Source organism: Paraburkholderia sp. BL9I2N2 (assembly GCF_004339745.1).
Classification (GTDB): Bacteria; Pseudomonadota; Gammaproteobacteria; order Burkholderiales; family Burkholderiaceae; genus Paraburkholderia.
In genome coordinates, this window is sequence record NZ_SMGP01000002.1 from 1,920,518 (window position 1) to 1,941,969 (window position 21,452).

General features: G+C 63.5%; 22 protein-coding genes. 5 read left to right on the forward strand and 17 right to left on the reverse strand.

Features of this window, described 5'->3' with window-relative positions:
- Positions 1–5: 5 nt before the first annotated feature.
- Positions 6–1,733, forward strand: a complete 1,728-nt coding sequence (locus B0G74_RS30650; RefSeq protein ID WP_132379241.1) for a J domain-containing protein — start codon at positions 6–8, stop codon at positions 1,731–1,733.
- Positions 1,734–1,840: 107 nt separating this feature from the next.
- Here the strand turns inward: B0G74_RS30650 and B0G74_RS30655 are convergent, their stop codons facing one another.
- From B0G74_RS30655 to B0G74_RS30720, 14 genes are read right to left on the reverse strand one after another with little or no spacing between them, the layout of a single operon-like run.
- Positions 1,841–3,244 carry an MFS transporter gene (locus B0G74_RS30655; protein WP_132379243.1) on the reverse strand — a complete coding sequence of 468 codons (1,404 nt, stop codon included), beginning with the start codon at positions 3,242–3,244 and terminating at the stop codon, positions 1,841–1,843.
- A 25-nt stretch (positions 3,245–3,269) separates the two neighbouring features.
- Positions 3,270–4,535, reverse strand: a complete 1,266-nt coding sequence (locus tag B0G74_RS30660) for an FAD-dependent oxidoreductase (protein ID WP_132379245.1) — start codon at positions 4,533–4,535, stop codon at positions 3,270–3,272.
- Positions 4,532–5,494, reverse strand: coding sequence for a VOC family protein (locus tag B0G74_RS30665; RefSeq protein ID WP_132379247.1), 963 nt, complete (start codon positions 5,492–5,494; stop codon positions 4,532–4,534). The genes B0G74_RS30660 and B0G74_RS30665 overlap by 4 nt, the downstream gene beginning before the upstream one ends.
- Positions 5,495–5,520: 26 nt before the next feature.
- The gene (locus B0G74_RS30670) at positions 5,521–7,011 is read right to left on the reverse strand and encodes an aldehyde dehydrogenase (RefSeq protein ID WP_132379528.1); all 1,491 of its coding nucleotides are present in this window, start codon (positions 7,009–7,011) and stop codon (positions 5,521–5,523) included.
- Positions 7,012–7,050: 39 nt separating this feature from the next.
- On the reverse strand, positions 7,051–7,881 hold the full coding sequence (locus tag B0G74_RS30675) for an aspartate dehydrogenase (RefSeq protein WP_132379249.1): 831 nt from the start codon (positions 7,879–7,881) through the stop codon (positions 7,051–7,053).
- Positions 7,874–9,532 carry a thiamine pyrophosphate-binding protein gene (locus tag B0G74_RS30680; protein ID WP_132379251.1) on the reverse strand — a complete coding sequence of 553 codons (1,659 nt, stop codon included), beginning with the start codon at positions 9,530–9,532 and terminating at the stop codon, positions 7,874–7,876. The genes B0G74_RS30675 and B0G74_RS30680 overlap by 8 nt, the downstream gene beginning before the upstream one ends.
- Positions 9,525–10,334, reverse strand: coding sequence for an SDR family oxidoreductase (locus B0G74_RS30685; protein WP_132379253.1), 810 nt, complete (start codon positions 10,332–10,334; stop codon positions 9,525–9,527). Before B0G74_RS30685 ends, B0G74_RS30680 begins: the two co-directional genes overlap by 8 nt.
- Positions 10,334–11,239, reverse strand: a complete 906-nt coding sequence (locus tag B0G74_RS30690; RefSeq protein ID WP_243658354.1) for an IclR family transcriptional regulator — start codon at positions 11,237–11,239, stop codon at positions 10,334–10,336. Before B0G74_RS30690 ends, B0G74_RS30685 begins: the two co-directional genes overlap by 1 nt.
- Positions 11,240–12,139, reverse strand: a complete 900-nt coding sequence (locus B0G74_RS30695; protein WP_132379255.1) for an alpha/beta fold hydrolase — start codon at positions 12,137–12,139, stop codon at positions 11,240–11,242.
- Between the two features lie 38 nt (positions 12,140–12,177).
- A complete protein-coding gene (locus B0G74_RS30700; protein WP_132379257.1) occupies positions 12,178–12,705 on the reverse strand; it encodes a cupin domain-containing protein in 528 nt (175 codons plus the stop codon).
- A gap of 26 nt (positions 12,706–12,731) precedes the next feature.
- Complete coding sequence (locus B0G74_RS30705) at positions 12,732–13,499, reverse strand: SDR family oxidoreductase (protein WP_132379259.1); 768 nt, start codon at positions 13,497–13,499, stop codon at positions 12,732–12,734.
- The gene (locus B0G74_RS30710; protein WP_132379261.1) at positions 13,492–14,586 is read right to left on the reverse strand and encodes an aromatic ring-hydroxylating dioxygenase subunit alpha; all 1,095 of its coding nucleotides are present in this window, start codon (positions 14,584–14,586) and stop codon (positions 13,492–13,494) included. The genes B0G74_RS30705 and B0G74_RS30710 overlap by 8 nt, the downstream gene beginning before the upstream one ends.
- A 48-nt stretch (positions 14,587–14,634) precedes the next feature.
- On the reverse strand, positions 14,635–14,946 hold the full coding sequence (locus tag B0G74_RS30715; RefSeq protein ID WP_132379263.1) for a recombinase-like helix-turn-helix domain-containing protein: 312 nt from the start codon (positions 14,944–14,946) through the stop codon (positions 14,635–14,637).
- Between the two features lies 1 nt (position 14,947).
- A complete protein-coding gene (locus tag B0G74_RS30720; RefSeq protein WP_074289216.1) occupies positions 14,948–15,262 on the reverse strand; it encodes a non-heme iron oxygenase ferredoxin subunit in 315 nt (104 codons plus the stop codon).
- A 441-nt stretch (positions 15,263–15,703) separates the two neighbouring features.
- Here B0G74_RS30720 and B0G74_RS30725 point away from each other — a divergent pair, with 441 nt between their 5' ends.
- A complete protein-coding gene (locus B0G74_RS30725) occupies positions 15,704–16,777 on the forward strand; it encodes a porin (protein WP_132379265.1) in 1,074 nt (357 codons plus the stop codon).
- Between the two features lie 90 nt (positions 16,778–16,867).
- On the opposite strand, the gene B0G74_RS30730 is transcribed toward B0G74_RS30725, so the two are convergent.
- A complete protein-coding gene (locus tag B0G74_RS30730; RefSeq protein WP_132379267.1) occupies positions 16,868–17,839 on the reverse strand; it encodes an IclR family transcriptional regulator in 972 nt (323 codons plus the stop codon).
- Between the two features lie 302 nt (positions 17,840–18,141).
- On the opposite strand from B0G74_RS30730, the gene B0G74_RS30735 reads away from it, so the two are divergent.
- Entirely contained in the window at positions 18,142–18,429 is a 288-nt protein-coding gene (locus B0G74_RS30735; protein ID WP_132379269.1) for a hypothetical protein, read from the forward strand.
- 98 nt (positions 18,430–18,527) lie between these two features.
- A complete protein-coding gene (locus B0G74_RS30740) occupies positions 18,528–20,222 on the forward strand; it encodes an acid phosphatase (protein WP_132379271.1) in 1,695 nt (564 codons plus the stop codon).
- 62 nt (positions 20,223–20,284) lie between these two features.
- On the opposite strand, the gene B0G74_RS46850 is transcribed toward B0G74_RS30740, so the two are convergent.
- Both B0G74_RS46850 and B0G74_RS30745 read right to left on the reverse strand, forming a co-directional pair.
- Complete coding sequence (locus B0G74_RS46850) at positions 20,285–20,512, reverse strand: hypothetical protein (RefSeq protein WP_243658355.1); 228 nt, start codon at positions 20,510–20,512, stop codon at positions 20,285–20,287.
- Complete coding sequence (locus B0G74_RS30745; protein ID WP_243658356.1) at positions 20,493–20,960, reverse strand: DUF4410 domain-containing protein; 468 nt, start codon at positions 20,958–20,960, stop codon at positions 20,493–20,495. The genes B0G74_RS46850 and B0G74_RS30745 overlap by 20 nt, the downstream gene beginning before the upstream one ends.
- Positions 20,961–21,119: 159 nt before the next feature.
- On the opposite strand from B0G74_RS30745, the gene B0G74_RS30750 reads away from it, so the two are divergent.
- Positions 21,120–21,452 (forward strand): DUF3564 family protein (locus B0G74_RS30750; RefSeq protein ID WP_132379273.1); only part of this gene is annotated, 333 nt, incomplete at its 3' end.

Sequence of the window (21,452 nt, forward strand, 5' to 3'; positions counted from 1 at the left end):
TGGCCATGAATACCATCTCGAACAATCAATGGCCCTGGGATGTGCTCGGCATCGAGTCGAATGCCGACGAGCGGGCCGTCCGTCGCGCTTATGCGCGGCTGTTGAAGCAGCAACGTCCGGATCAAGATGCCGAGGCTTTTCAGCGTCTGCGGTACGCGTACGAGTCGGCGTTGCAGATGGCGAGTGGCGCGATCGCGAAAGAAGTAGCCGCGGCATCAACAGCGAACGCGTCTTGCACTGAACCTGAGCGTTTGATCGCAACTGCGCGGAAGTCTGCAACCGCGCCGGCGACGTCCCACGTTACGGTGAACACTTCGGAAGTCGAGGCCGCCGTCCGCGAACCCGACGCTTTCGAAACCGCCGTCCAGCTCTGGCAAAACTTCATCGCGCAAACGGACGACCTCGAGTCGCGCCGCTCCTTGCAGGATCTGTTCGCCGCCGTCGTCAACATTGCGACGCGCGATGAACTCGAATGGCAGGCGCTGTGTCATTGTCTGAACGAGGACACGCCGGCCATGCTGCGCATGAATTTGAGCGCGGTTCTCGGCTGGCGGGACAACGCCGCGCATCTGCGACAGCGTAACGCGGCCATTGCCACGCTCGCGCTGAACCGCGTGTTCGCCGACGAAGACTACAACGCGCTGCGCCTGCGCTTCACGAACGCGATGGCATTGCTCGAAGGTCCGTCGCCGCAATTGGCGGCCGGCGCGCGAGCATTGCTTCGTGCCGGCGTGCGCGCAGAGATGGAGCAGCTATTGACCGCGCTTGGTCGCTACCATCCGAATGTCGTGCGGCTGCGGCTCGATGCCGAGAAAGTCGATTTTTGGGGACGTTGCCTCAAATTCCGCATCGGCGCGGGCCGTCTGTTCGGACCGGCGCTCGCCTTGAACGCGTGGTGCGGCTTGCTGTTCGCGGACGCTTCGCTGAAACCCAATAGCAGTCGATGGTTCGATCAATGGTCGCCCGCTCAGTTGGGCATTCTTTTGTCGACGCTGATGCTCGCGCTGGTAACGGTCGCCGCTACGACCGTGCTGCTGTCCGAGCCTCAGCAACAGCGGCTGCGAGCGTTGCGCTCGATCGGTTGGCTGCGTTATGGCTGGATTCCCGTGTGGCTCGGTGCGACAACCGTTGCGCTGTGTGAGGACGGCAGCGGCCGTTCGACATCGATCGCGATGGCCACGCTGAGCGTCTGTACGATCTGGGCCGCGTTGATTCACGGCTGGCCGCCTATCAAGGAGCTCGCGATACTCGCCGCATTCAGCGCGACGGCGTTGGGCTTTGCGGGCCACTGGATCGCGACGGATTCGCATGCGTGGCTGATGCCTTATGCGCATGGTGTGCTGTTCGCGTTCTTCATTTCGTTTTCGCAAGCGGAATGGCGCGGATGGATCGCGCGTCGGCCGCGGTTGTTGTTTTGGGTTTGCGCGCCTTTGTGGTTCGCTGGATTCGCAGCGTTGATCGTATTGCTATTGCAGCGCGATGTGCGTGCGACGCAGTTCGCGTGGGCGTTGTTTACGGTGATGTCGGCGGCCGGCGGCATGCTGGCGACGACGCGCTGGAACGATCTGCGCGCCGCGATACCGGCGTTTTTTCGCGGGTATGCCAACCTTGTCTGGATGGCGCTGGCGATTTATAAGCCGGACATCATCGCCTGTGTGAGTGCGGGGTTGATGAGTATCTGGGTTATTGAGGGGATTAGGCAGCGGCGAGAAGCGCGCCAGGCGACGCGGTAACCACCCCCAAAAAAACGAAGGGGCACACCACCCAGTGCGCCCCTCGTCTCCCAGCTAATCGCGGTACTGCAACATCAACCGCCCACCAAACTCAAACAGTAGAAACCTCAAGCCTCCAGTTGCTCCAGCACCTTCCCCTTGGTTTCAATCCCAAGAAAGTGCACCGCCACCGCCGCAAGAAACGGCACGGCCGCGAGGATATAAAACGCCACTTGCAGATTCCCACCGATCATCGTCTTCGACACGATAGCCGGCGCGAAGATCGCCGCCACCTTCAGCCACGCGCCGCCGACGCCGCAGCCCATCGCGCGGATACTCGTCGGATACAGCTCCGGCGTGTACACATAAGCCGTGATGAATCCGCAAGCCAGGAAGCCCAGCGAGAACGCGCAGCATGTCGCCACGACATACACCGACGAATCGTGGAGCACACCCGCCAGCAGCAGCGAAATCGCACACGCCACGAACGACAGATTGATAATCGGCTTACGTCCCACCTTGTCGACCAGCAACGCGCAAGTCAGGGATCCCACCACGCCCAGCACCGAAGCCGCCACCGCCAGATTCAGCGCGAGTTGCAGCGGCGCGTGATAAATCGTGCGGTAGATCGTCGGCAGCCACGTCGAAAGACCGTATTGAATAAAGCCGCAAGTGATCCACAACATCGCCACGGCCAGCGTGCGCTTCAGATACGCGGGACCGAACAGGTCGCCCATGCGGCGCTTCGGATGACGATTGGCCATCGCTTCGAATTCAGCCGACTGCGTGACCGGCGGCAGCGGACCTTTGACCGCGCGTTCGAACGCATGCACCGCCACATCCGCGTCGGCCATCCGCTCACGTTCAGCGAGCCAGCGCGGCGATTCCGGCACCAGCTTGCGCAGCACGAAGAACAGGATCAACGGCATGCCGCCGATAAAGTACATGGCTTGCCAGCCGAAGCGCGGCACGATCCACGCACCCAACGCATTCGAAGCGAGCAGGCCGACCGGGAAAACGATTTCATACAACAGCACGAAACGGCCACGGCCATGCGCGCGGCTGATCTCGTTGATGTACGTCGCGGCCACCGGCAATTCGCCACCAAGCCCGAGCCCCTGAATCACGCGCAACACGACGAACGCCGCGAACGTCGGCGCAAAACCGCACGCAATGCTGGTGATGCCGATGATCCCCGAACTCAGCGCGATCGCCTTCACGCGCCCCTTGCGCTCCGCATACCACGGAAAAACGAACGCGCCGATCAGTTGTCCGACCGAACCGGAGCCGATCAGAAAGCCGATTTCCCACGGCGTCAGATGCCACTTCGCGATCAGGATCGGCAACGTGGCCGCGATCGCGATCACATCGAAGCCGTCGAAGAACGTCGCGAGACCGATCAGTATGCGCGCGCGCACCTGCATCGCATTCTTGGGCAAGCGCTCCAGACGCGCGATGATCGAGCCCCGGGTCACAGGGCCTGAGACACCGGCGCTGCTGCGGTCCCCCATGGTGTTGTCGATGGTTCTCATGCCGTTGTGCCGTCCGTAGATGTGGTTAGGCAAGCGCCGTTGAGGCGTCGGTCAGGGTGGCAAGGTCGATGGTCCGGCCTTGGTTCATCCATTTGCGCGACAGTTTCAGTTCGCGCGGCGTATTGATGGCGATCACGCCGCGAATCGCGCTGTCTTCCAGATGGAACAGCGTGGCGCGTTTGCCCCGCAAGTCGCCGCGCACGGCCAGTTGTGCATCGCCTGGAATGTCGCCGAGAATCTGCAGGTTCACGTCGTACTGATCGGACCAGAACCACGGAATATCCGCATACGGTTCGAAGGTGCCGAGCAATGCCTTCGCGACGGCAATCGCCTGGTTCTGCGCATTGGCCCACGATTCGAGCCGCACGCGGCGCTTGAGCCACGCGCTCGGATGGTTGGCGACGTCGCCGCACGCGAAAATGCGCGGGTCGTCCGTGGCGCCGAAATGATCGACCACGATGCCGTCTTCCACCTTCACGCCCGCGGCTTGCGCCAACGCCGTGTGCGGCGTGAGTCCGATGCCGGCCACCGCGAAATCGGCGTCGAGCGTCGAGCCGTCCGCGAACGTGGCGCGAATGCGATTGGCGTCGTGCGGATGATCTTCGAGCGCGGTGAGCGAAGCGTTCAAACGCACGTCCACGCCGTTCGAGCGATGCAGGTCGAGCAGGAAACCAGACACCATCGGCGGCAACGAACGTGCGCACAGACGCGGCGCACCTTCCACCACCGTGGCTTCGACGCCGAGCTTGCGCGCCGTGGCCGCGACTTCGAGGCCGATCCAGCCGCCGCCCACCACCAGCACGCGCTTGCTGGCACGCAGGCGTTCACCCAAAGCAACCGCTTCATCGAGCGTACGCAAGTAGGCAATGTGCGAGGTCTTTAGAAGCGAATCCGGCAACTTACGCGCCGCACCGCCCGTCGCGATCACCAGACGGTCGTATTGCACTTCGCGGCCCGACTGCGTGCGCACGATGCGCTGCTCGCGATCGATCGAAGTCGCGCAATCCGGCTGCCAGGCTTCGACGTTCAGCGCATCGAAGTCGTCGGGCTTCACGAGCCGCACGGTGTCGATATCCGCTTCGCCCGCCAGCACCGCTTTCGAGAGCGGCGGACGTTCGTACGGCAGATGGACTTCGTCGGCGATCATCACGAGGCGGCCGTCGAAGCCTTCCTTGCGCAAGGTCTTCACGACCCAACCGGCCGCCTGGCCGCCGCCGATCACGACGATCGTGCGCGGTGCTTCGAGGCCGGCATGGGCGGCTTGCGCCTTTGCAGCAGCAGCGTCCGTCATTTTTTCTGCTCCGTCATGAACTTGCCTTCCGGCGCCTTGGCGTTTTTCTGGCGCCGCGTATTGCCGTCGATGCCGCCGTCGATCGCCCATTCGGCGAATACGGTCGGACCCGGTTCGAAATCGCGCGGCTGCCAGTCGGGCGTGAGCTGGTCTTCGTCGGCGTAATACTCGATCAGGCCGCCCGCCGGGTTCTGGAAGTACCAGAAGTAAGCCGACGACACCGGATGACGCCCCGGCCCGAGTTGCGTGTCCCAGCCGCAGCGGCTGATATGCATGCCGCCGCCGAACACTTCGTGGATATCGCGCACGGTGAACGCGACGTGGTTCAGGCCGCGCTTACCGTTGGGCAAAGCCAGCAGGAAAATGTCATGATGGCCGCCGTGCGGCGCGCAGCGCATGAACGCGCCACGGCCGGGATAACGGTCGGACATTTCGAAGCCGAGCAGTTCCTGATAGAACTTTTCCTGTTCGGCGAGACGGTTCGTGAAAAACACGACGTGGCCCACTTCGACCGGCTCGGCGCGTTCGTAAATCGGCGACGGCTGATCGACGCGCAACGTTTGGCCCCACACGTTCGACGGCGAACCGTGAATGTCGAGCGCGCGCTTGCGGGTCACTTCGACGCGAATCGCCATGCCGTTCGGGTCGATACAGCCGACGGCGTCGTCGGTTTCGAAATGGCCCGGCTGACTTGCGAAGCGCCCGCGCAATTCGTCGAGTTCGGCTTTCGTGGCCACGCCCCACGTTACTTCGCGCAGCGTCGGGCCTTCTTCGAACGCGGGCGGCAACGAGGGATCGTCAGCGTTCACAACGAGAATCGTGCACCCGTTCAGCGTTTCGAAACGCGCCTGCGTTTCATCGTGCGCGACTTCCTTCAAGCCCCAGTCCGCGAAAAAGCGGCGACAGGTGGCGAGATCCGTCACGCCGTAAATAATCTGTTCAATGCCGAGAATCGTCATAACGTGCCTCTTGCGTATCTTGCGTATTAATTCGCCCACGCCAGCGGCGCGTCGTTCAAGCCCCAGTAGAGGCTCTTCTGTTGCATGTATTCGCGGATGCCGAGCCGGCCTTTCTCGCGTCCCATGCCGCTCTCTTTCCAGCCGCTGAACGGCGTCGAGATCGAGAACAGCTTGTAGGTGTTGATCCAGATGGTGCCGGCTTCCAGTGCGCGGGCGATCCGGTATGCGCGCTTGTAATCGCGCGTCCAGATGCCGGCGGCGAGGCCGAACACACTGTTGTTCGCTTCTTTCAGCAGCGAGGCTTTGTCGTCGAACGGCATCGCCACCAGCACCGGGCCGAAGATTTCTTCCTGGCAGATACGGGCGTTGTTGGTCAGGCCTTCGAGAATCGTCGGCTGGAAGTAGGTGCCTGCTTCGCGGCCATCGCCGACCGGGCGTTCGCCGCCGCACAGCAGGCGGCCGCCCTCTTCCACGCCCAGCGCGACATAACGTTCGACGGTTTCGCGATGCGCCGCCGTAATCAGCGGACCCATCTGCGTTTGCTCACGCGACGGATCGCCGACACGCAGTTTGCGCGCGCCTTCCGCGAGACGCTTCATGAACGCGTCGTAGATCGAGCGCTGCACGAACAGGCGCGAACCCGCGATGCACGCTTCGCCCGACGAACTGAAAATGCCGTACAGCACACCGTTGACCGCATGATCGAGATCGGCGTCGTCGAAGACGATGGTCGGCGACTTGCCGCCAAGCTCCAGAGACACCGGCATCAACTTGTCCGCCGCGATGCGCGCGATGCCGCGGCCCACTTCGGTGCCGCCCGTGAACGACACCTTCTTCACCAGCGGATGACGCACCAGCACGTCGCCGATTACGGAGCCTTTTCCGGGCAACACGCTCAGAACGCCCTTCGGCACACCGGCTTCTTCGCAAATGCGCGCCAATGCCAATGACACCAAAGGCGTCACTTCAGCCGGCTTCAACACGACTGCGTTGCCGCCTGCGAGTGCCGGCGCGAGCTTCTGCGCGTCGGAAGCAATCGGCGAATTCCACGGCGTAATCGCGGCGATCACGCCGATCGGCTCGTAAATGCTCATCGTCAGATAGTCGCCGCGCGAGGGCGTGACTTCTTCGTCGAGCGTTTCGAGGCACGCCGCGAAATAGCGGAACGTGTTCGCGGCGCTCGCCACCAGCACGCGCGTTTCGCCAATCGGCTTGCCGTTGTCGCGGCGCTGCAATTGCGCGAGCGCTTCGTGACGCGCCATGATCAGATCGGCGATGCGGTACAGAATCAGCGCGCGTTGATGCGGCTTCAAACCCGACCAGTCCGCGCGGCGCCATGCGATATCCGCCGCTTCCACGGCGTCGCGGGCGTCGTCGGCATTGGCCGTCGAGATTTCCATGTTGACCGACTGATCCGCCGGATACAGGCTTGTGTACGGGTTGCCACGCCCTTGCCGCCATTCGCCGCCGATGAAAATATCGCCGGTGGGCACGAGGCTGGTATCGAAGTGAGTCATGTCGGTCATTCCGGTTTGCTTCAGCTAATCAACTGGGGCTTAAATCACGCAGCGCGCCGCGCGATTGCGTAGCGCACGCATCGCGCTGTACGCGGTCAGTGCGGACGTCTTGGGGTTATCCGGCAGCGGCTTGCCGCACATTTCCAGCGACATCTCGCCGAATGCGCCGCGTGCCACGATGCGGTGCACGTTGCGCGTCACGTTCGGATCGGCGATCAGCCGAACCGTGGTGTGGTCCAGACCGAGGCCGGCCAGCGCGATCGTCGCGGCCACGTTGGCGTTCTTCGGATAGAGCCGGGCCGCTTCGCGCGCGCTGCCTTCGAAGATCACCTTCTCTTCATTCAGCGTGTGCAGATCGCAGAGCTGTTCCGCCGGCGTGCCGAGCCAACCCGTGGGCGGCTTGCGGCCGGTGTACAGCACTTCGTCGAGACCGCCGAGCTTGGCCGCGGCCAGCGCATCCACGCCGCCAATCGCGCCGGAGAGCAGCGTCAACGTGGCGTCGCCTTCATCGGCGGCCGCGGAGAGCGCGTCGAGCAGCAGCATGTCGGACAGCGCGCCGATGGATGCGACCGCGCAGTCCGTGCCGGCCTTCAGCAACGGCACCACGTGATCGACCAGCGCGCTATGTCCCGCGCATTCCAGCGCGAAATGCGGCTGGCTGCTCAACGCGGACACGGAGGCCACGACATCCACCGAGTCGCCCACTACTTCACGCACCGAAGCCATGTGGCGCTCCGGCACGATCACGTGCGACACGCGCACCGTCGGATCGGCGGCGACCGAGCGATACACCGCCTGGCCGATCGCGCCGAAGCCGATCATCGCGACGTCGACGGGTGCGTGATGCCCCGCGTAGCCCGTGTCACGCATGTTCCGGCTCCTGTTCCTTGACCGGCGGCCCCGCGAACGCGGTGGCGAACGAGCCGACCGACAGCATGTCCACTTCGACCAGCACCGGACCCGTCTTCGCCATACCTTCGCGAATGATCGCGTCGGCCTGGTCGAGCGATTTGATGCGGTAGTGCGTGAGCTTCAGGCTTTCGCAGAACTGCGCGAAATCCGGCTGATGCAGATCGACGTAGCAGCGGCGGCCACCGTATTGCGCATCCTGAATGTTGCGGATCACGCCGTAGCACTGGTCGTTCATCAACACGATCATCACGTTGGCGTTTTCCTGCACAGCCGTCGCGAGTTCGCCGACGTTGACCATCAAACCGCCGTCGCCGACGAGGCACACGGTCTTCGCCGCGCTACCCGCGAGCGCCGCGCCGATGCCCATCTGCATGCCTTGGCCGATGCCGCCGCCGAGCGCGTGAACACCCGCACGCGGCGAGAAAATCTTCAGCATGCGGTTGCCCCACGTGCTGTTCGAGATCGTGACGTCGCGCACCCAGTTGTAGTCGCGGCCCACCGCCGACTGCAGCGCGTCGACGAGACGCTTGTACGGGCCGAGGCCCTTGCCCACATCGGCGACGGCGCTTTCGCGCGCGGCGGCCAGATCCTGCGCGAAAGTCGGGTCGACCTTCAGACGTCCTTCGAGCAGCGTTGCAAGTTCTTCGAGCACGGACGATGCATCGCCGTGAATGAACATCTCGTTGCGATAGCCACGGTTATCGGCGAGCGCGTCGGCGTCGATGCGATACAACGGTTGCGGCAACGCGAGCTTGTACTTCAGCGTTTCATTGCCACGCAGGCGCGAACCGACCACCACCAGCGCGTCGCACGTCTTGTAGAAGCTCTCGACGGCCGTGTGCACATTGAACGCGCCGAGCGTGGCCGGATGATCTTCCGGCAGCACGCCACGGCCTTGCACGCTGGTGACGACGCCGAAGCCCAGCGCCACCAGGCGCCCGACCGCCTGGGTCGCGTGACGCGTGCCGCCGCCCAGCCAGAGCAACGGGCGCTTGGCCGTCGCCAATGAATCGGCGAGTTGCGCGACGCGCTGCTTGCAATGCGTGAGCGTCGTGATGTGCGGCGCGGCCAGATCGGCGGGCCATTCGACTTCGGCGGCCTGAATGTCGATCGGAATCTCGACGCTCACCGGACCGCTCGGCGCGGTTTGCGCGACACGCACGGCTTCGCGGATAGTCGGCAGCGCGGTTTCAACGGAACGCACGCGAAACGCGGCCTTCGAGATCGACGACAGCATCGACAGTTGGTCCGGTGCTTCGTGGATATACGCGAGGTCCTGATCGAGGTATTCGGTTTCGATCTGGCCGGTGACGTGCAGCAGCGCGGTGCCGGCGGTCAATGCTTCGACCATCGCACCCGCTGCGTTGCCCGCCGCGGTGCCCGTGCTGGTAAAGGCGACGCCGAGGCCGCCGGAGACGCGCGCGAGGCCATCGGCCATATTCACCGCGCCGGCTTCGCCGCGCGCGCCGACATAGCGGATCTTGCCGCGGTTATGGATCGCGTCGAGGATCGGCATGTTGTGGATCGAGATCACGCCGAATGCGGTTTGAACGCCGCATTGCTCGAGAAAGGCGGCGATGAGTTCGCCAACGGTGGTTTTGTTAGACATGTCGTGCAACGCCTCCAGAAACATCGATATGACTGCCCGTCGTATAGGACGACAGCGTCGTAGCCAGATAAAAGAGCGCTTGAGCGGCTTCTTCGGGGCGACCGAAGCGGCCTAGCGGAATGTTTTTCTTGCGCGCCAGCTCGGCCGTCCAGTCTTCCCAGCTCTGGCCCGGCTGCGCTTCTTTTGCGTAACGGCGGCGCCATTGACCCGATTCGACGATGCCGATCAGAATCGAATTGACGCGGATGCGCTGCGGCGCGAGCTCCACCGCGAGCGACTTGAGCAGGTTCTGCACGCCGGCGCGCGCCGAAGAAGTTGCCACCATGTGCGCCTCGGGTTGCAACGCCAGCAGCGAGTTGACGCAGACCACTGAAGCGCTTCCGCTCACCCCAGCCGCGTCGCGCAGCATCGGCAGAAATGCGCGGGTCGGGCGAATCACGCTGAAGTACTTCAGGTCGAGTTCTTCGCGCCAGGCGTCGTCGGTGGTGTCGGCGAAAGTCGACACGCGGCCCTGGCCAGCGTTGTTCACCAGCATGTCGGTGCGGCCGAAGCGCGTCTGCACCGCTTCTGCGAAAGCCTTCACGTCGTCGGCGTCGAGTACGTCGCAGCGGCGGGCAAGCAACTGCGCGTTCGGAAACTGCGCGTTCAGCGCGGCTTCCGCTTGCGCGAGACGTTCGGTGTCGCGGCCGCAAATCGCGACCGAGGCACCCGCCCGCAGAAACATTTCGGCGGTCGCGAGGCCGATGCCGGACGAACCGCCCGTCACCACCGCTACCTGTCCGGTCAAGTCGATTTGGATCATCAGAGTCCCAATGCCTTCATGTAATTGCTGCCCGCCTTCGGGCCACCCTTCGGCCGATAGTTGAGCCGCTGCGAAAGTTCGTCGGCCGCGCGGCGGACCTTGTCGATCAGGCCGCTGTCGAGCAGCGACGCGTCGATCTCGTGGCGCGGAATCGTCGTCGTGATCACGGCGACGATGCGGCCCGTGTCGTTGCGCACCGGCGCGCTCACCACCGAAATGCCGCGCTCGAACGACGACTCGCTGATCGCGAATCCGCGCTTCGCATCGTCGCGAATCCGTTCGTACAGATCGTCTACGGTGACCGGCGTCTGCTTCGTGTAGCGTTCGAGTTCCGGCTCGGGATAAAGCTTCTTCAACTCGTCGAGCGTCATGTCGCCCATCAGCACCTGGCCATGCGTCGTGGCATAGGCCGGCAGACGCGTGCCCACGTTGACCTTCACCGAGCTGAAAATCGGCGCATGGCTTTGTGCCTTGGCGACGAACACGACGTCGCGTCCATCGCGAATCACGATGTGACTCGTGAGGCCCGTTTCCGTACGCAGCGCCTCGATAATCGGCAGACCGAGGTCGGTCAATTCGAGCGAGCTCAGATACTCGAAACCGAGCCGCAGCACCGCGACGCCGAGGCGATAGTTGCGGTCCTTGTCGGCACGCTCGAGAAAGCCGAGCGATTCGAGGGTTTGCAGCAGACGGAACACCGTCGTGCGAGGAATCTTCAGGCGCTTGGATAATTCCGGTGCGCCGAGAACCGGTTCGCGCGGCGAGAACTCCGTCAGAATCTTCAGACCGCGTTCGAGACCCGGCACCCGGTAGGCGGTGTCGCCGCTGGTGTCGTTGCCGGGGTCATTGCGGACTTCGTCCGCGTCGCGCTCGGCGTTAATTGTGTCGGGCGTGTCGGGCGTCATTCATTGGCTCCGTTGTCCGTCGCTCGAGCGACAGAACGTGTCGATGATCGCGGTGTACGCGGCGGGTGCTTCGATATAGCCGGCGTGCCCCGCGCGCGGCACGACCTGCAATTGGGTGCCCGCGGCCAATGCGAGTCGCTCGCAGGCCTCGGGCGTCGTAATGGTGTCGTCGGCGCCGACGGCCACGTTGATGCGGCCTGTGTAGCGCGCGAGGTCGCCGGCGAGATCGGCGTTGGCGAGCAGATGCGTGGCCTGCGCATAGCCATGCGGGATCACGCGCGACATGTTCCAGCGCACCCATGCGCGCGCTTCGCCGCTTGCGTGAGCGGACAACATATTGGCGCTGCGTTTTTCGGCGAGGCCTTGCGGACCGAGTTCATTCAGCATCGCAAGACGCTGATCGCGCTTCGTATTGCGTACTTCAGCCGACGCCGCGCCATAGCCACCCGCCGGCGACAACAGCAGCAAACCAGCCACACGCTGCGGATGCGTCACGGCAAACGCGCCGGCAATAATCGCGCCGAGCGAATGGCCAAGCAGCACGCACCGTTCGATGCCGAGAGCGTCGAGCCACTCGTTCAATATGCCTGCGTAATCACTCGCCACCGGCGATTCAGCCGCGACCGGCGTGGATGCGCCATAACCCGGCGCATCCCACGCCAGCACGCGGCGCGTCGCGCCGAGTCCTTCGAACTGCTGCACCCACGAAGCCGCGCCCGAACCGATACCGTGCAGCAACACGAGCGGCAGCGCGCTGTTGTCGGCGCTATCCACTTCGCGATAGCTCACCGCGCGTTGCGAGGCCAGCCAGATCTGCTGCGCCGGAAAGCGCGCGAGGCGGGCTTCGAGCGTGGCGTGCTGATCGGCGCTATCGGTGATAGAGGACGGGACTGCGGACATGATTTCCTTCGCGGGTGTTTTGAAACCGGTACGACGGCTTAGCGCTTGAGCTTGGCCAGCGGCGAATCCGGCGGATACGTCGGCGTAATGGGTTTCGGCGAACCGAGCATCACGCACATCAACGCGTCTTCTTCTCCGACGTTGATTTCCGTGCGATACACGCCCGGCGGCACCGAGATCAGATCACGCTCGCCGAGGACCGCTTCCCACGTTTCGCCGTCTCTCTCGCAGATCACTTTCATCTTGCCGCGCAGCACGAAGAAGATTTCTTCGACATCCATATGAATATGACTCGGGCCGATGTTGCCGGCCGGGATCACCATCGTCGAGAACGTGAAGCCGCCTGCGGGCACCGTGTTCATGTCTTTCGCGACGCCCGTGCCGCCAGTGCCGACATAACGCATTTGCGCACGGCGATACTTCGGGTCGTAGTCGGCCTGGAACTTCAACGCGTCCCAGTCATAGCGACGCGTTTCCAGGCGCGCGACGCGAGTGTCCAGCCATTGGGCAAAGCTCGCGTCCGCGGGTTGGTCCCACGATTTGCGTTCGATATCGGCGTCCGCCATCTCTTTCTCCTTTCGATTCGACAAGATCAATTCATCACGAAGCCGCCGTTGACCGGCAGCAATTGGCCGGTCACGAAACGAGCGGCATCGGATAACAGGAACAGCACCGGCCCAGTGACGTCGTCGGGCACTTGTGCGCGCGTGAGCGCGCGGCCTTGCAAGTAATACTCGTGACGCTCGGCGGGCACGTACGCGGTCGCCTCGACTTCGGTCAGCCCCGGCGCGATCGCGTTGACCGTCACCTGATGCGCGCCGAATTCACGCGCCAGCGAGCGGGTCATCGAAATCACCGCGCCCTTGCTGGCGACATAAGCGAGCAGCTTCGGCGCACCCCACATCGCCGTGTCCGAGGCGATGTTGACGATGCTGCCGCGGCCCGAGTCGCGCAGATACGGCAGCGCGGCGGTGCTCATCAGCCAGGTGCCGCGCACGTTGACGTTCATCACGGCGTCCCACGTATCGACAGACAACTCGTCGGCAAACTTGCCGCCTGAGTTGGTGATCGCCGCGTTGTTGATCAGGGCGTCGAGACCGCCGAGCTGCGCCGCGCCTTGCTCCGCGAATTGCTTGATGCTCGCGGGATCGGCGAGATCGAGCGGTACGTAAGTGACCGCATGACCTTGTTCGACGAGCGATGCGGCGAGCGCCTTGCCTTCTGCGTGCAGCACGTCGCCGAACACCACGCGCGCGCCGGCCTGCACCAGCGAGCGGACGAAGGCCGCGCCGAGACCACGCGCGCCGCCCGTCACGAGGACGCGCCGGCCGTTGAGCGCTGCGGACGCGTCGTTATGCATGGCTGTGGCCTGCATCCGCCGTTTGCGCGGCGCCTGACTTCGCGGCTTCAGCGCGATGTGCTTCCAGCGCGGCGAAGTCCTGCTGTGCACGCTGACGCAACATGCGGCGCACCCGCGTCATGCCGACGTCGTGCTGATACAGGAACTCGTGATTGCGCGCGTTCGGCGCCATGCTTTCCAGCACGTAGCGGTCTTGCTCCAGCACGGCCCAATGCAGACCTTCCAGGCGATTGCGGTACAGGAAACGCCATGCGTCGCGTTGCCAGCCCGACACCTTGCGGGTGCGCCAGAAGTAGACCTGACAGTTGTCGCCGTCGACCGGCGTCGCAAAGCCGATGATCCCGAAGTTGCCGCCCGGGCCGAACTTCTTCTTGTAGGGAATCGCGAGGCGCATCCACAGCGTGCCGGTTTCGCCGAGTTCCACCCAGTCGAAGTTCACGTCGCGCTGGCCGACCTTTTCGAACATTAGTCCGGTTTCGGTCTTGCGCACGCGCATGTCGGCCTGCTTGTCGCCTTCGGCCATCGAGTGCGAGGTCGCGTGCAGATACGCGCCGTGCATCGGGTCCATCACGTTGTCGATCGCGTACTGGTAATTGCACTTCCAGTTCGACATGCACAGGAAGCTCGCGTATTCCTCGCCAACCAGCTCTTCCGGCAACACCAGCGGCGTCGGTTCCTTGTGCGCTTCGTCGCCGAACCACAGAAAGATCGCGCCGGCATGCTCTTCGACCGGATATGACTTGACGCATTTCTGGCCTTCCAGCGGGCAGTTCGACACGGCCGGCACTTTGGTGACTTCGCCGCTGCCATCGATTTCAATGCCGTGATACCAGCACGCGACACTGCCGCCGAGGTTCCAGCCGAGCGACAGACGCGCGCCGCGGTGCGGGCAGCGGTCTTCGAGCGCGTGGACTTTGCCTTCCTTGTCGCGCCACAGCACGATCTGGTCGCCGAGGCGCGTGATGCCGACTGGCGCGTCGCCGACTTGCCAGCTCGGCGCAACGGGATACCAGTAGTTACGCAGGCCTTTGTCCAGATACGACTGGATCGGGTCAGCCGCGCCTTGAGTTGTATTGGGGGACGTCATGAAGAGACTCCGGATACGGATGCGATGAACGTGTTCGGGAAAGCGCGCTTATTCGGCGAGCAGGCGGAATTCAGCGGCGAGGCGGTCGGCGTGCCACGTGCTGCCTTCCGGGGTGCGGAAGCCGACGCGGTTCAAACCGTCGACCACTTCCTGCAACTCCACCGCGCCCGCTTCGAACACTTTCTCGAGCGCATCGCCAAAGTCGTTTTCGTACTGGGTCGGCTCGGCCTTGCGCGTTTGCCAGATGAAGTTCTCGGTCTCGCCCGGCTTTTCGATCACCCCCTTGCCGGCGACGTTGTTCGGCTGCGGCGCGAGCCACGGCTTCAGGAAGGGATTGAAGTTCACGATTTGCTCTCGCATGTCATTCCACCTTGATCTGGATTTCTTCGCCGGCGAGGCGCACCGAGTACATCTTCAGGTCGCGGCCACCGGGCTCTTTCAAGCATTTGCCGGTCGGGATATGGAACACGGCCTCGTGCAGCGGGCACTCGACGGTGTCGCCGTCGACAAAGCCCTGCGTCAGCAACGCGTACGCATGGGGGCAGACGTTTTCCAGCGCGTACAGCGCATCGCCCACCTTGTAGATGCCGATCTCCGTGCCGTCGAGCTTGAACTCGAGCGGCGCGTCATCGGACAGGTCGCCGGCATGGCCGGCGCAGCGCCATTGTTCAGTCATTTCTCGCCTTCTCCTGAAGCCTTATGTTCCATACAAGGAACATCAGTTCGTGTATGGATAATTATAGGAGCGGCTTCGGCCAGAGAAAATAAAAATCTGGACTGGTAGGGGAAAACACCGAGTGTGGCGCTCTTAACACAGCATCGCGTGAGGTGGCGCGAATGGCTACGACACTCGCCGAGCAGTGCAGGGCTTGGGTTTGAGCCAAATCTTCCGATGAACCCGGCCACCCTTATGCGGGTTTGTACGGGGTCCGAAAATTTATTTTGACTACTCTCAGACTCACTATAATTTTCCATAGGCGATACAAACGCCCATAGGTGGAACATAAAGCGTAGCAGTTTTGGCGCATAAACCCCAGAGCTGCATTCAACCCAAAGCAAGGATCAGGGACGACGAATCCGGCGAGAGCTATCCGTCGTGTGATCAGGAGAACCAACGGTGAAGCACATCATTGCGGCCGGCTTGACGGCAATCTGCGCAACGACAGGCGCATGGGCGCAGAGCAGTGTGACGCTATACGGCAGCCTGGATGCCGGTGTCGCGTATATCAGCAATGTAGGCGGCCATTCGAAGTGGATGGAAGAACAGGGCAACATGCAGCCTGACCGCTGGGGCCTGAAGGGCGTGGAAGATCTGGGCGGCGGCCTGAAAGCAGTCTTCCAGTTGGAAAACGGCTTCTATACGAACACCGGCGCGTTCGCTAAACCCGGCGTGCTGTTCAATCGCCAGGCGTTTGTCGGCCTGAGTTCGGACACGATCGGCACGGTGACGCTCGGTCATCAGACGCCGTTCAGCTTCGACGTGTTGGGTCCGCTGAGCACGGCTTATCTGGCGGCCAGCTGGTACGCGTTCCACCCGGGCAATATCGACGAACTCGCCGACACGGGCGTGGTGCCGTTCGACAATTCGGTGAAATTCCGCTCGGCGAGTTTCAGCGGCTTCCAGGTTGGCGCGATGATGGGTCTCGGCAACACGACCAACTTCTCGACCGGCAAGACCTTGAGCTTCGCGCTTAGCTATGCGAACGGTCCGTTCAAGGCCGGCGCGACGTATGCGAACGAGCACAATCGCACACCGTCGATCGTCACGACGGGCATCACCAACTTCCAGGGCGTGCCTGCGGCCAACTACACCGCGGACAAGGTCGAAAATATGGGCGCGGGCGCGTCATACCAGTTCGGCAAGCTGCTGGTGCACGGTCTGTACACGCGCGTGAAGCTGGAGTCGGGCGGACACTCGGACACGTATCAGAGCTACGACGTCGGCGCGAATTATCAGTTCACGCCCTTCAACAGCGTGGCCGGCGGCGCTGCCACGACGACATTGGCGGGGCATCGCTGGACGCAGTTCGAGATCGGCGATATCTATTCGCTGTCGAAATCGACGCAGTTGTATGTGAATGCGCTGTACGAGCGCGCCGGCTCGAATACGGATGCGGCGTTCTTTACGGCGGGTGTGTCGAGTGGACGGAACCAGACGATCATTCTGACCGGCATCCATCACTCGTTCTGAGGTTCTGCTGAAACCGCGATGCGGAGCATGCAGTCCGGCCGCAATCGCAGCCGGACTAGCGCTGAAGTGAATGCGGAAGTAGAGGCGGAATCAACCGGCCGCCACCGACTTGCGGCGAGCCTGAACCGCGGTCGGATCATCCGGGCGCGGCCGGTAGCTGAGTCGCTCGGACAGTTCGAGCGCCGCCTGGCAAACCGCGATGATGAGCGGCTCGCGCTCTTCGGCTTCGCCGATATCCGAACGCGGAATCGTCACGGTCAACGCCGCTGCGATCTTGCCGCTCTGCTCGCGCACCGGCGCGCTCACCACCGAAATACCTCGCTCGAATGACGCTTCGCTCACCGCATAACCGAGCGCCGCGCTCTCGCGCACTCTTTCGTACAGTTCTTCGACGGTGGCCGGCGTGCGCTCGGTGAAACGTTCCAGTTGCGGCTCCGGATACAACTGACGCAACTCCTCAAAGCTCAGATCGCCCATCAATACCTGGCCGTGCACCGTCGCATGCGCCGGCAAACGCGTGCCGACATGCACCTTCACCGAACTGAACATCGGCGCATGGGTTTGCGCCTTGGCAACGAACACCACGTCGCGCTGATCGCGGATCAGCAGATGCGTGCTCAGACCCGTGGCGTCGCGCAGGCGTTCGAGAATCGGCGTGCCGACATCGGTCAATTCGAGCGAACTCAGATATTCGAAACCAAGCCTCAACACCGCGACGCTCAGGCGGAAATAGCGGTCGCCGTTGACGCGCTCGAGAAAACCGAGCGCTTCGAGCGTCTGCAATAAACGGAACGTGGTGGTGCGCGGAATGCCAATGCGCTTCGACAATTCGGGCGCGCCGAGCACCGGCTCACGCGCGCTGAATTCCGCCAGAATGCGCAGGCCGCGCTCGAGGCCCGGCACGAGATAAGTCGATCCGCCGGCGCTCTCTTCGTCGGTGGAATCCGGGGACTCGGCGTCGTTCACCTGGCGCGGCGGCAACGCGTCCTGCGAAATCGAGGCGGCCGCACCGCGTGGCTTTGCGTGCTTGCGTCCCACTCCTGTCTGCTCTTCTTTTGCCATCTTGGCTGCCGTTTCTGCTGTTCATCAAGGTCAGATCAGCATGATAGCGCGTGGCGCGCGCCGCCCTCACCGCCTTCGCTATTTCTTGCACGACGCCGTGGCCGCAAGCCGTGCGATCGTCAACCAACGCGACACGCGCGCGCTATGCCGGGTCGTGCGCCGGGTCGTGGGCCGGGTCGTGGTTAACCATGCCATTTGCCGCACCGCCACCATTTCGTGCGGTGCTATGCTTTGAAGCGGTCCATTGCGCGAGGTCTCGCTGCCGCGCATTCGCTCCGCCCAGGCGTCCGGAGGCCATGCTCATGTCCGATTCCATTCAGATTCAGGTTGCCGACTCGCACCTTTATCCGGGCTGCGCGGTGCGCATCGCGCACTTGCCCGAGCCGGCCCGGGGGGCAGCCGCCGTCGTCGAATTCGCGGATGGTTCGGGCGCCAACGCCACGTGCCACCGCCGAGCGCTCGACGAACTCGAATTGATGGTCGATCGCTATGCCACGCAAAAGCGTCACCCAGTCGATACGCGGCATTGGCTCCTGCTTGCCGTCGACGCCACGCATAACAGTTGGCGCGTGAAGCGCCGGCTGCCTTAGTCTGCCTCTTTCGCCGCTTCGAATCCGCAACCGGTGCCGCGCGCACGCCGCCCCGAGCGGCGCTCTAGTGCCCGTCACAGCCACTTCGGAACCTACCGATGACCGATCACGACTCCACTCTGCCGCCGAACGCCGACAACGCCGATAACGCCCCCGACGACCCCGACCGCCGCCGAGTCCTGACCGGCCTGGCAGCGGTCGGTATCGGACTGGCGCTGACGGGCTGCAAAACCGACCAAAGCATGTCGAGCACTGGCGCGCAGCGCAGCGCCGCCGACTTGCGGCTCGACGCCGCGCTTCACGATCAGGTCAAGCACATCGTAGTGATCTACGCGGAGAACCGCAGCTTCGCGAACCTGTACGGCAATTTCCCCGGCGTCCAGCATCCGCTCGATGCCGTGAGCGCCGAGCGCTATCTGCAACTCGACCGCGACGGCAAAACGCCGCTGCCGCGCTTGCCTGCCATCTGGGGCGGCCTCGTGCCGCAAGCCCAGGAAGTGGACGGCAAGCGCTACATGATCGGCCAGAAGGATATCGTCAACCTGCATAACCGCCCGTTCCATATCGCCGACGCGCAGGGCGCGCCGCTGCCGACCGGCGTGATCACACGCGATCTGGTGCACCGCTTCTATCAGAACCAGATGCAGATCAATGCCGGCCGCAACAACCAGTTCGCCGCATGGGGAGATTCCGGCGGCCTGGTGATGGGGCACTACCGCAATTCCGCCGACACGCTGCGTCTGTGGAATCTCGCGCAGCAGTACACGCTGTGCGACAACTTCTTCATGGCCGCCTTCGGCGGCTCGTGGCTGAACCACATCTTTCTGATCTCGGCGCAAGCGCCGTTCTATCCCGACATCCAGAACAGCCCGGCGAAGAAGATGGTGTCGGTGGTCGACGGCGACGATCCGACCGGTACGCGGTTGAAGCAGTCGGAAGAGTCGCCCGCCTCCGCACTCGACGGCCCGCCGAAATTCGTCAACGACGGCGCGTTCACCGCCGACGGCTACGCCGTCAACACCATGGCGCCGCCGTATCAGCCGAGCAACGTGCGGCCGGCCGAAGGCGGCAATCCGGCCTTCGCGGACCTGTCGAATCCGCGCGTGCTGCCGCCGCAGAATTACGCGACGATCGGCGACCGTCTAACGGACAAGGGTGTCGACTGGGCGTGGTACAGCGGCGCCTGGCAGTACGCGTTGGAGCATCAGGATACGGGCGCGGTGCCCGACTTCCAGTATCACCACCAGCCGTTCAACTACTTCACCAACTACGCGCCGGGCACGGCGGCACGGCGCAAGTATCTCCGCGATGGTGGCCTCGGCAACGACGCGTCGACCAACCATCTGATCGCGGATATCGATGCAGGACGCTTACCGGCAGTCGCGTTCTACAAGCCGCAAGGCGATCTGAACATGCACGCGGGTTACGCGGACGTCGAGTCGGGCGACCGCCACATCGCGACGGTGATCGAGCATATCCAACGCGGGCCGCAGTGGGCGAACACGGTCGTGATCGTCACCGTCGACGAGAACGGCGGCTGGTGGGACCACGTGTCGCCGCCGAAGGGCGATCGCTGGGGTCCGGGCTCGCGGATTCCCGCGCTGGTGATATCGCCGCTGGCGAAGAAGGGTTACGTCGATCACACGGTGTACGACACCAATTCGATTCTTCGACTGATCCGCCGTGTGCACGGCCTCGCGCCGCTCGACGGTGTGGTGGCGCGCGATCGCGCATTCGCGAGCAATGGGCTCGCGCCGCTGGGCGATTTGACAGCGCCGTTGGATCTGGCTTGAAGGTTCGAGAGTTCGTGAGAGTTGAAACGCCTGCGGCCGCGCCGCCGGCGTTTCAGCACAAACTACTGCGCGACGCCATGCAGCTTGGCGATCACCGCATCTGAAATCTGCTGCGCCGTCTTCTTGATCGTCTTCTTCTCGTCACCGCTCGCCATCACGAACTTGGCGGCGATCACGTACGGATTCAGTTTGATGACCGCGCCCGGCATGCCCTTGCTGTCGGCTTCGTCGACGGCCTGATACAGCGGCGGCAAATCAGGTGCCCCGAGACTATCGCACGACACCGCCACCTGGATGTCGTTCTGGCCCGCGCCGAAAACCCACCATGGCACGCCTGAGGCGATTGCCATCATCAACGCTCAGAAACACGCCGCGCACTTGCCAACCGACAGCCGGCAACGGCTGACCCGGCGCACTGCGGCGCGCATCGACACCAGCCTTCTTCAGATCGTCCGTCAGCGCGTCCGCCATTTCGTCCACGATGTGTTTGGCGTGGTCCTGAGGATTTTTGTCCTGCCCCATCGGTCCCGGTCCGCTCGGCAGCAAACCGCGCAGGCGGCGCGCGCGTTGGCCCGGTCCGCTGTCCGGCGTCACGTTCGCCACGTCCAGATCGAAGTCGGCTACATAGACGATCGGCACCGGCGCGGCGAACGGTGCGCTGTCCGCCGCGGCGCTGACGGCGGCCACCGCGCTCAGGCATCCCGCGATCACCGTGCATTGCAGAAATCGACTCAGCATGGCATGCCTCCGCGAACGTCAACAGGACGCGGCTATCGTACAACCGTACGCATCGGGCGTCCGTTTTTTCGTGCCTGATCGTCATACGTTTTGCCTTGCATAACACGCTTTGCGGCGTAGACTGGTAAAGCCAACTTCGCACTTTGTACGGAACCCGCCATGCGACTGACCATCCTCATCAACGGTTCCGATCCCACCGTCAGCCATGACTACGCTGTGCTATGGCTCGACACCGACGAACACCGGTGGTCGAGAGAAGCGCATCAAGGGATCGATCTGCCCCCCTGGGGCGAGTTACACGACGATAACGGTGTGACGACCCTCTGTGCGCCCAGCACGGATGCGCCGTTGTGCACGCTGCGCGGATTGCACGTGGACCGCAAGCAGCGCGTGAGCGCCGCGCAAGGCGCCGCGGCATGGACCGCCCTGCCGACGCGCGCGACGACCAGCGGCTTCTGGCGTCTGCAAGCAGTGGACCGCCAACAGGTCCGC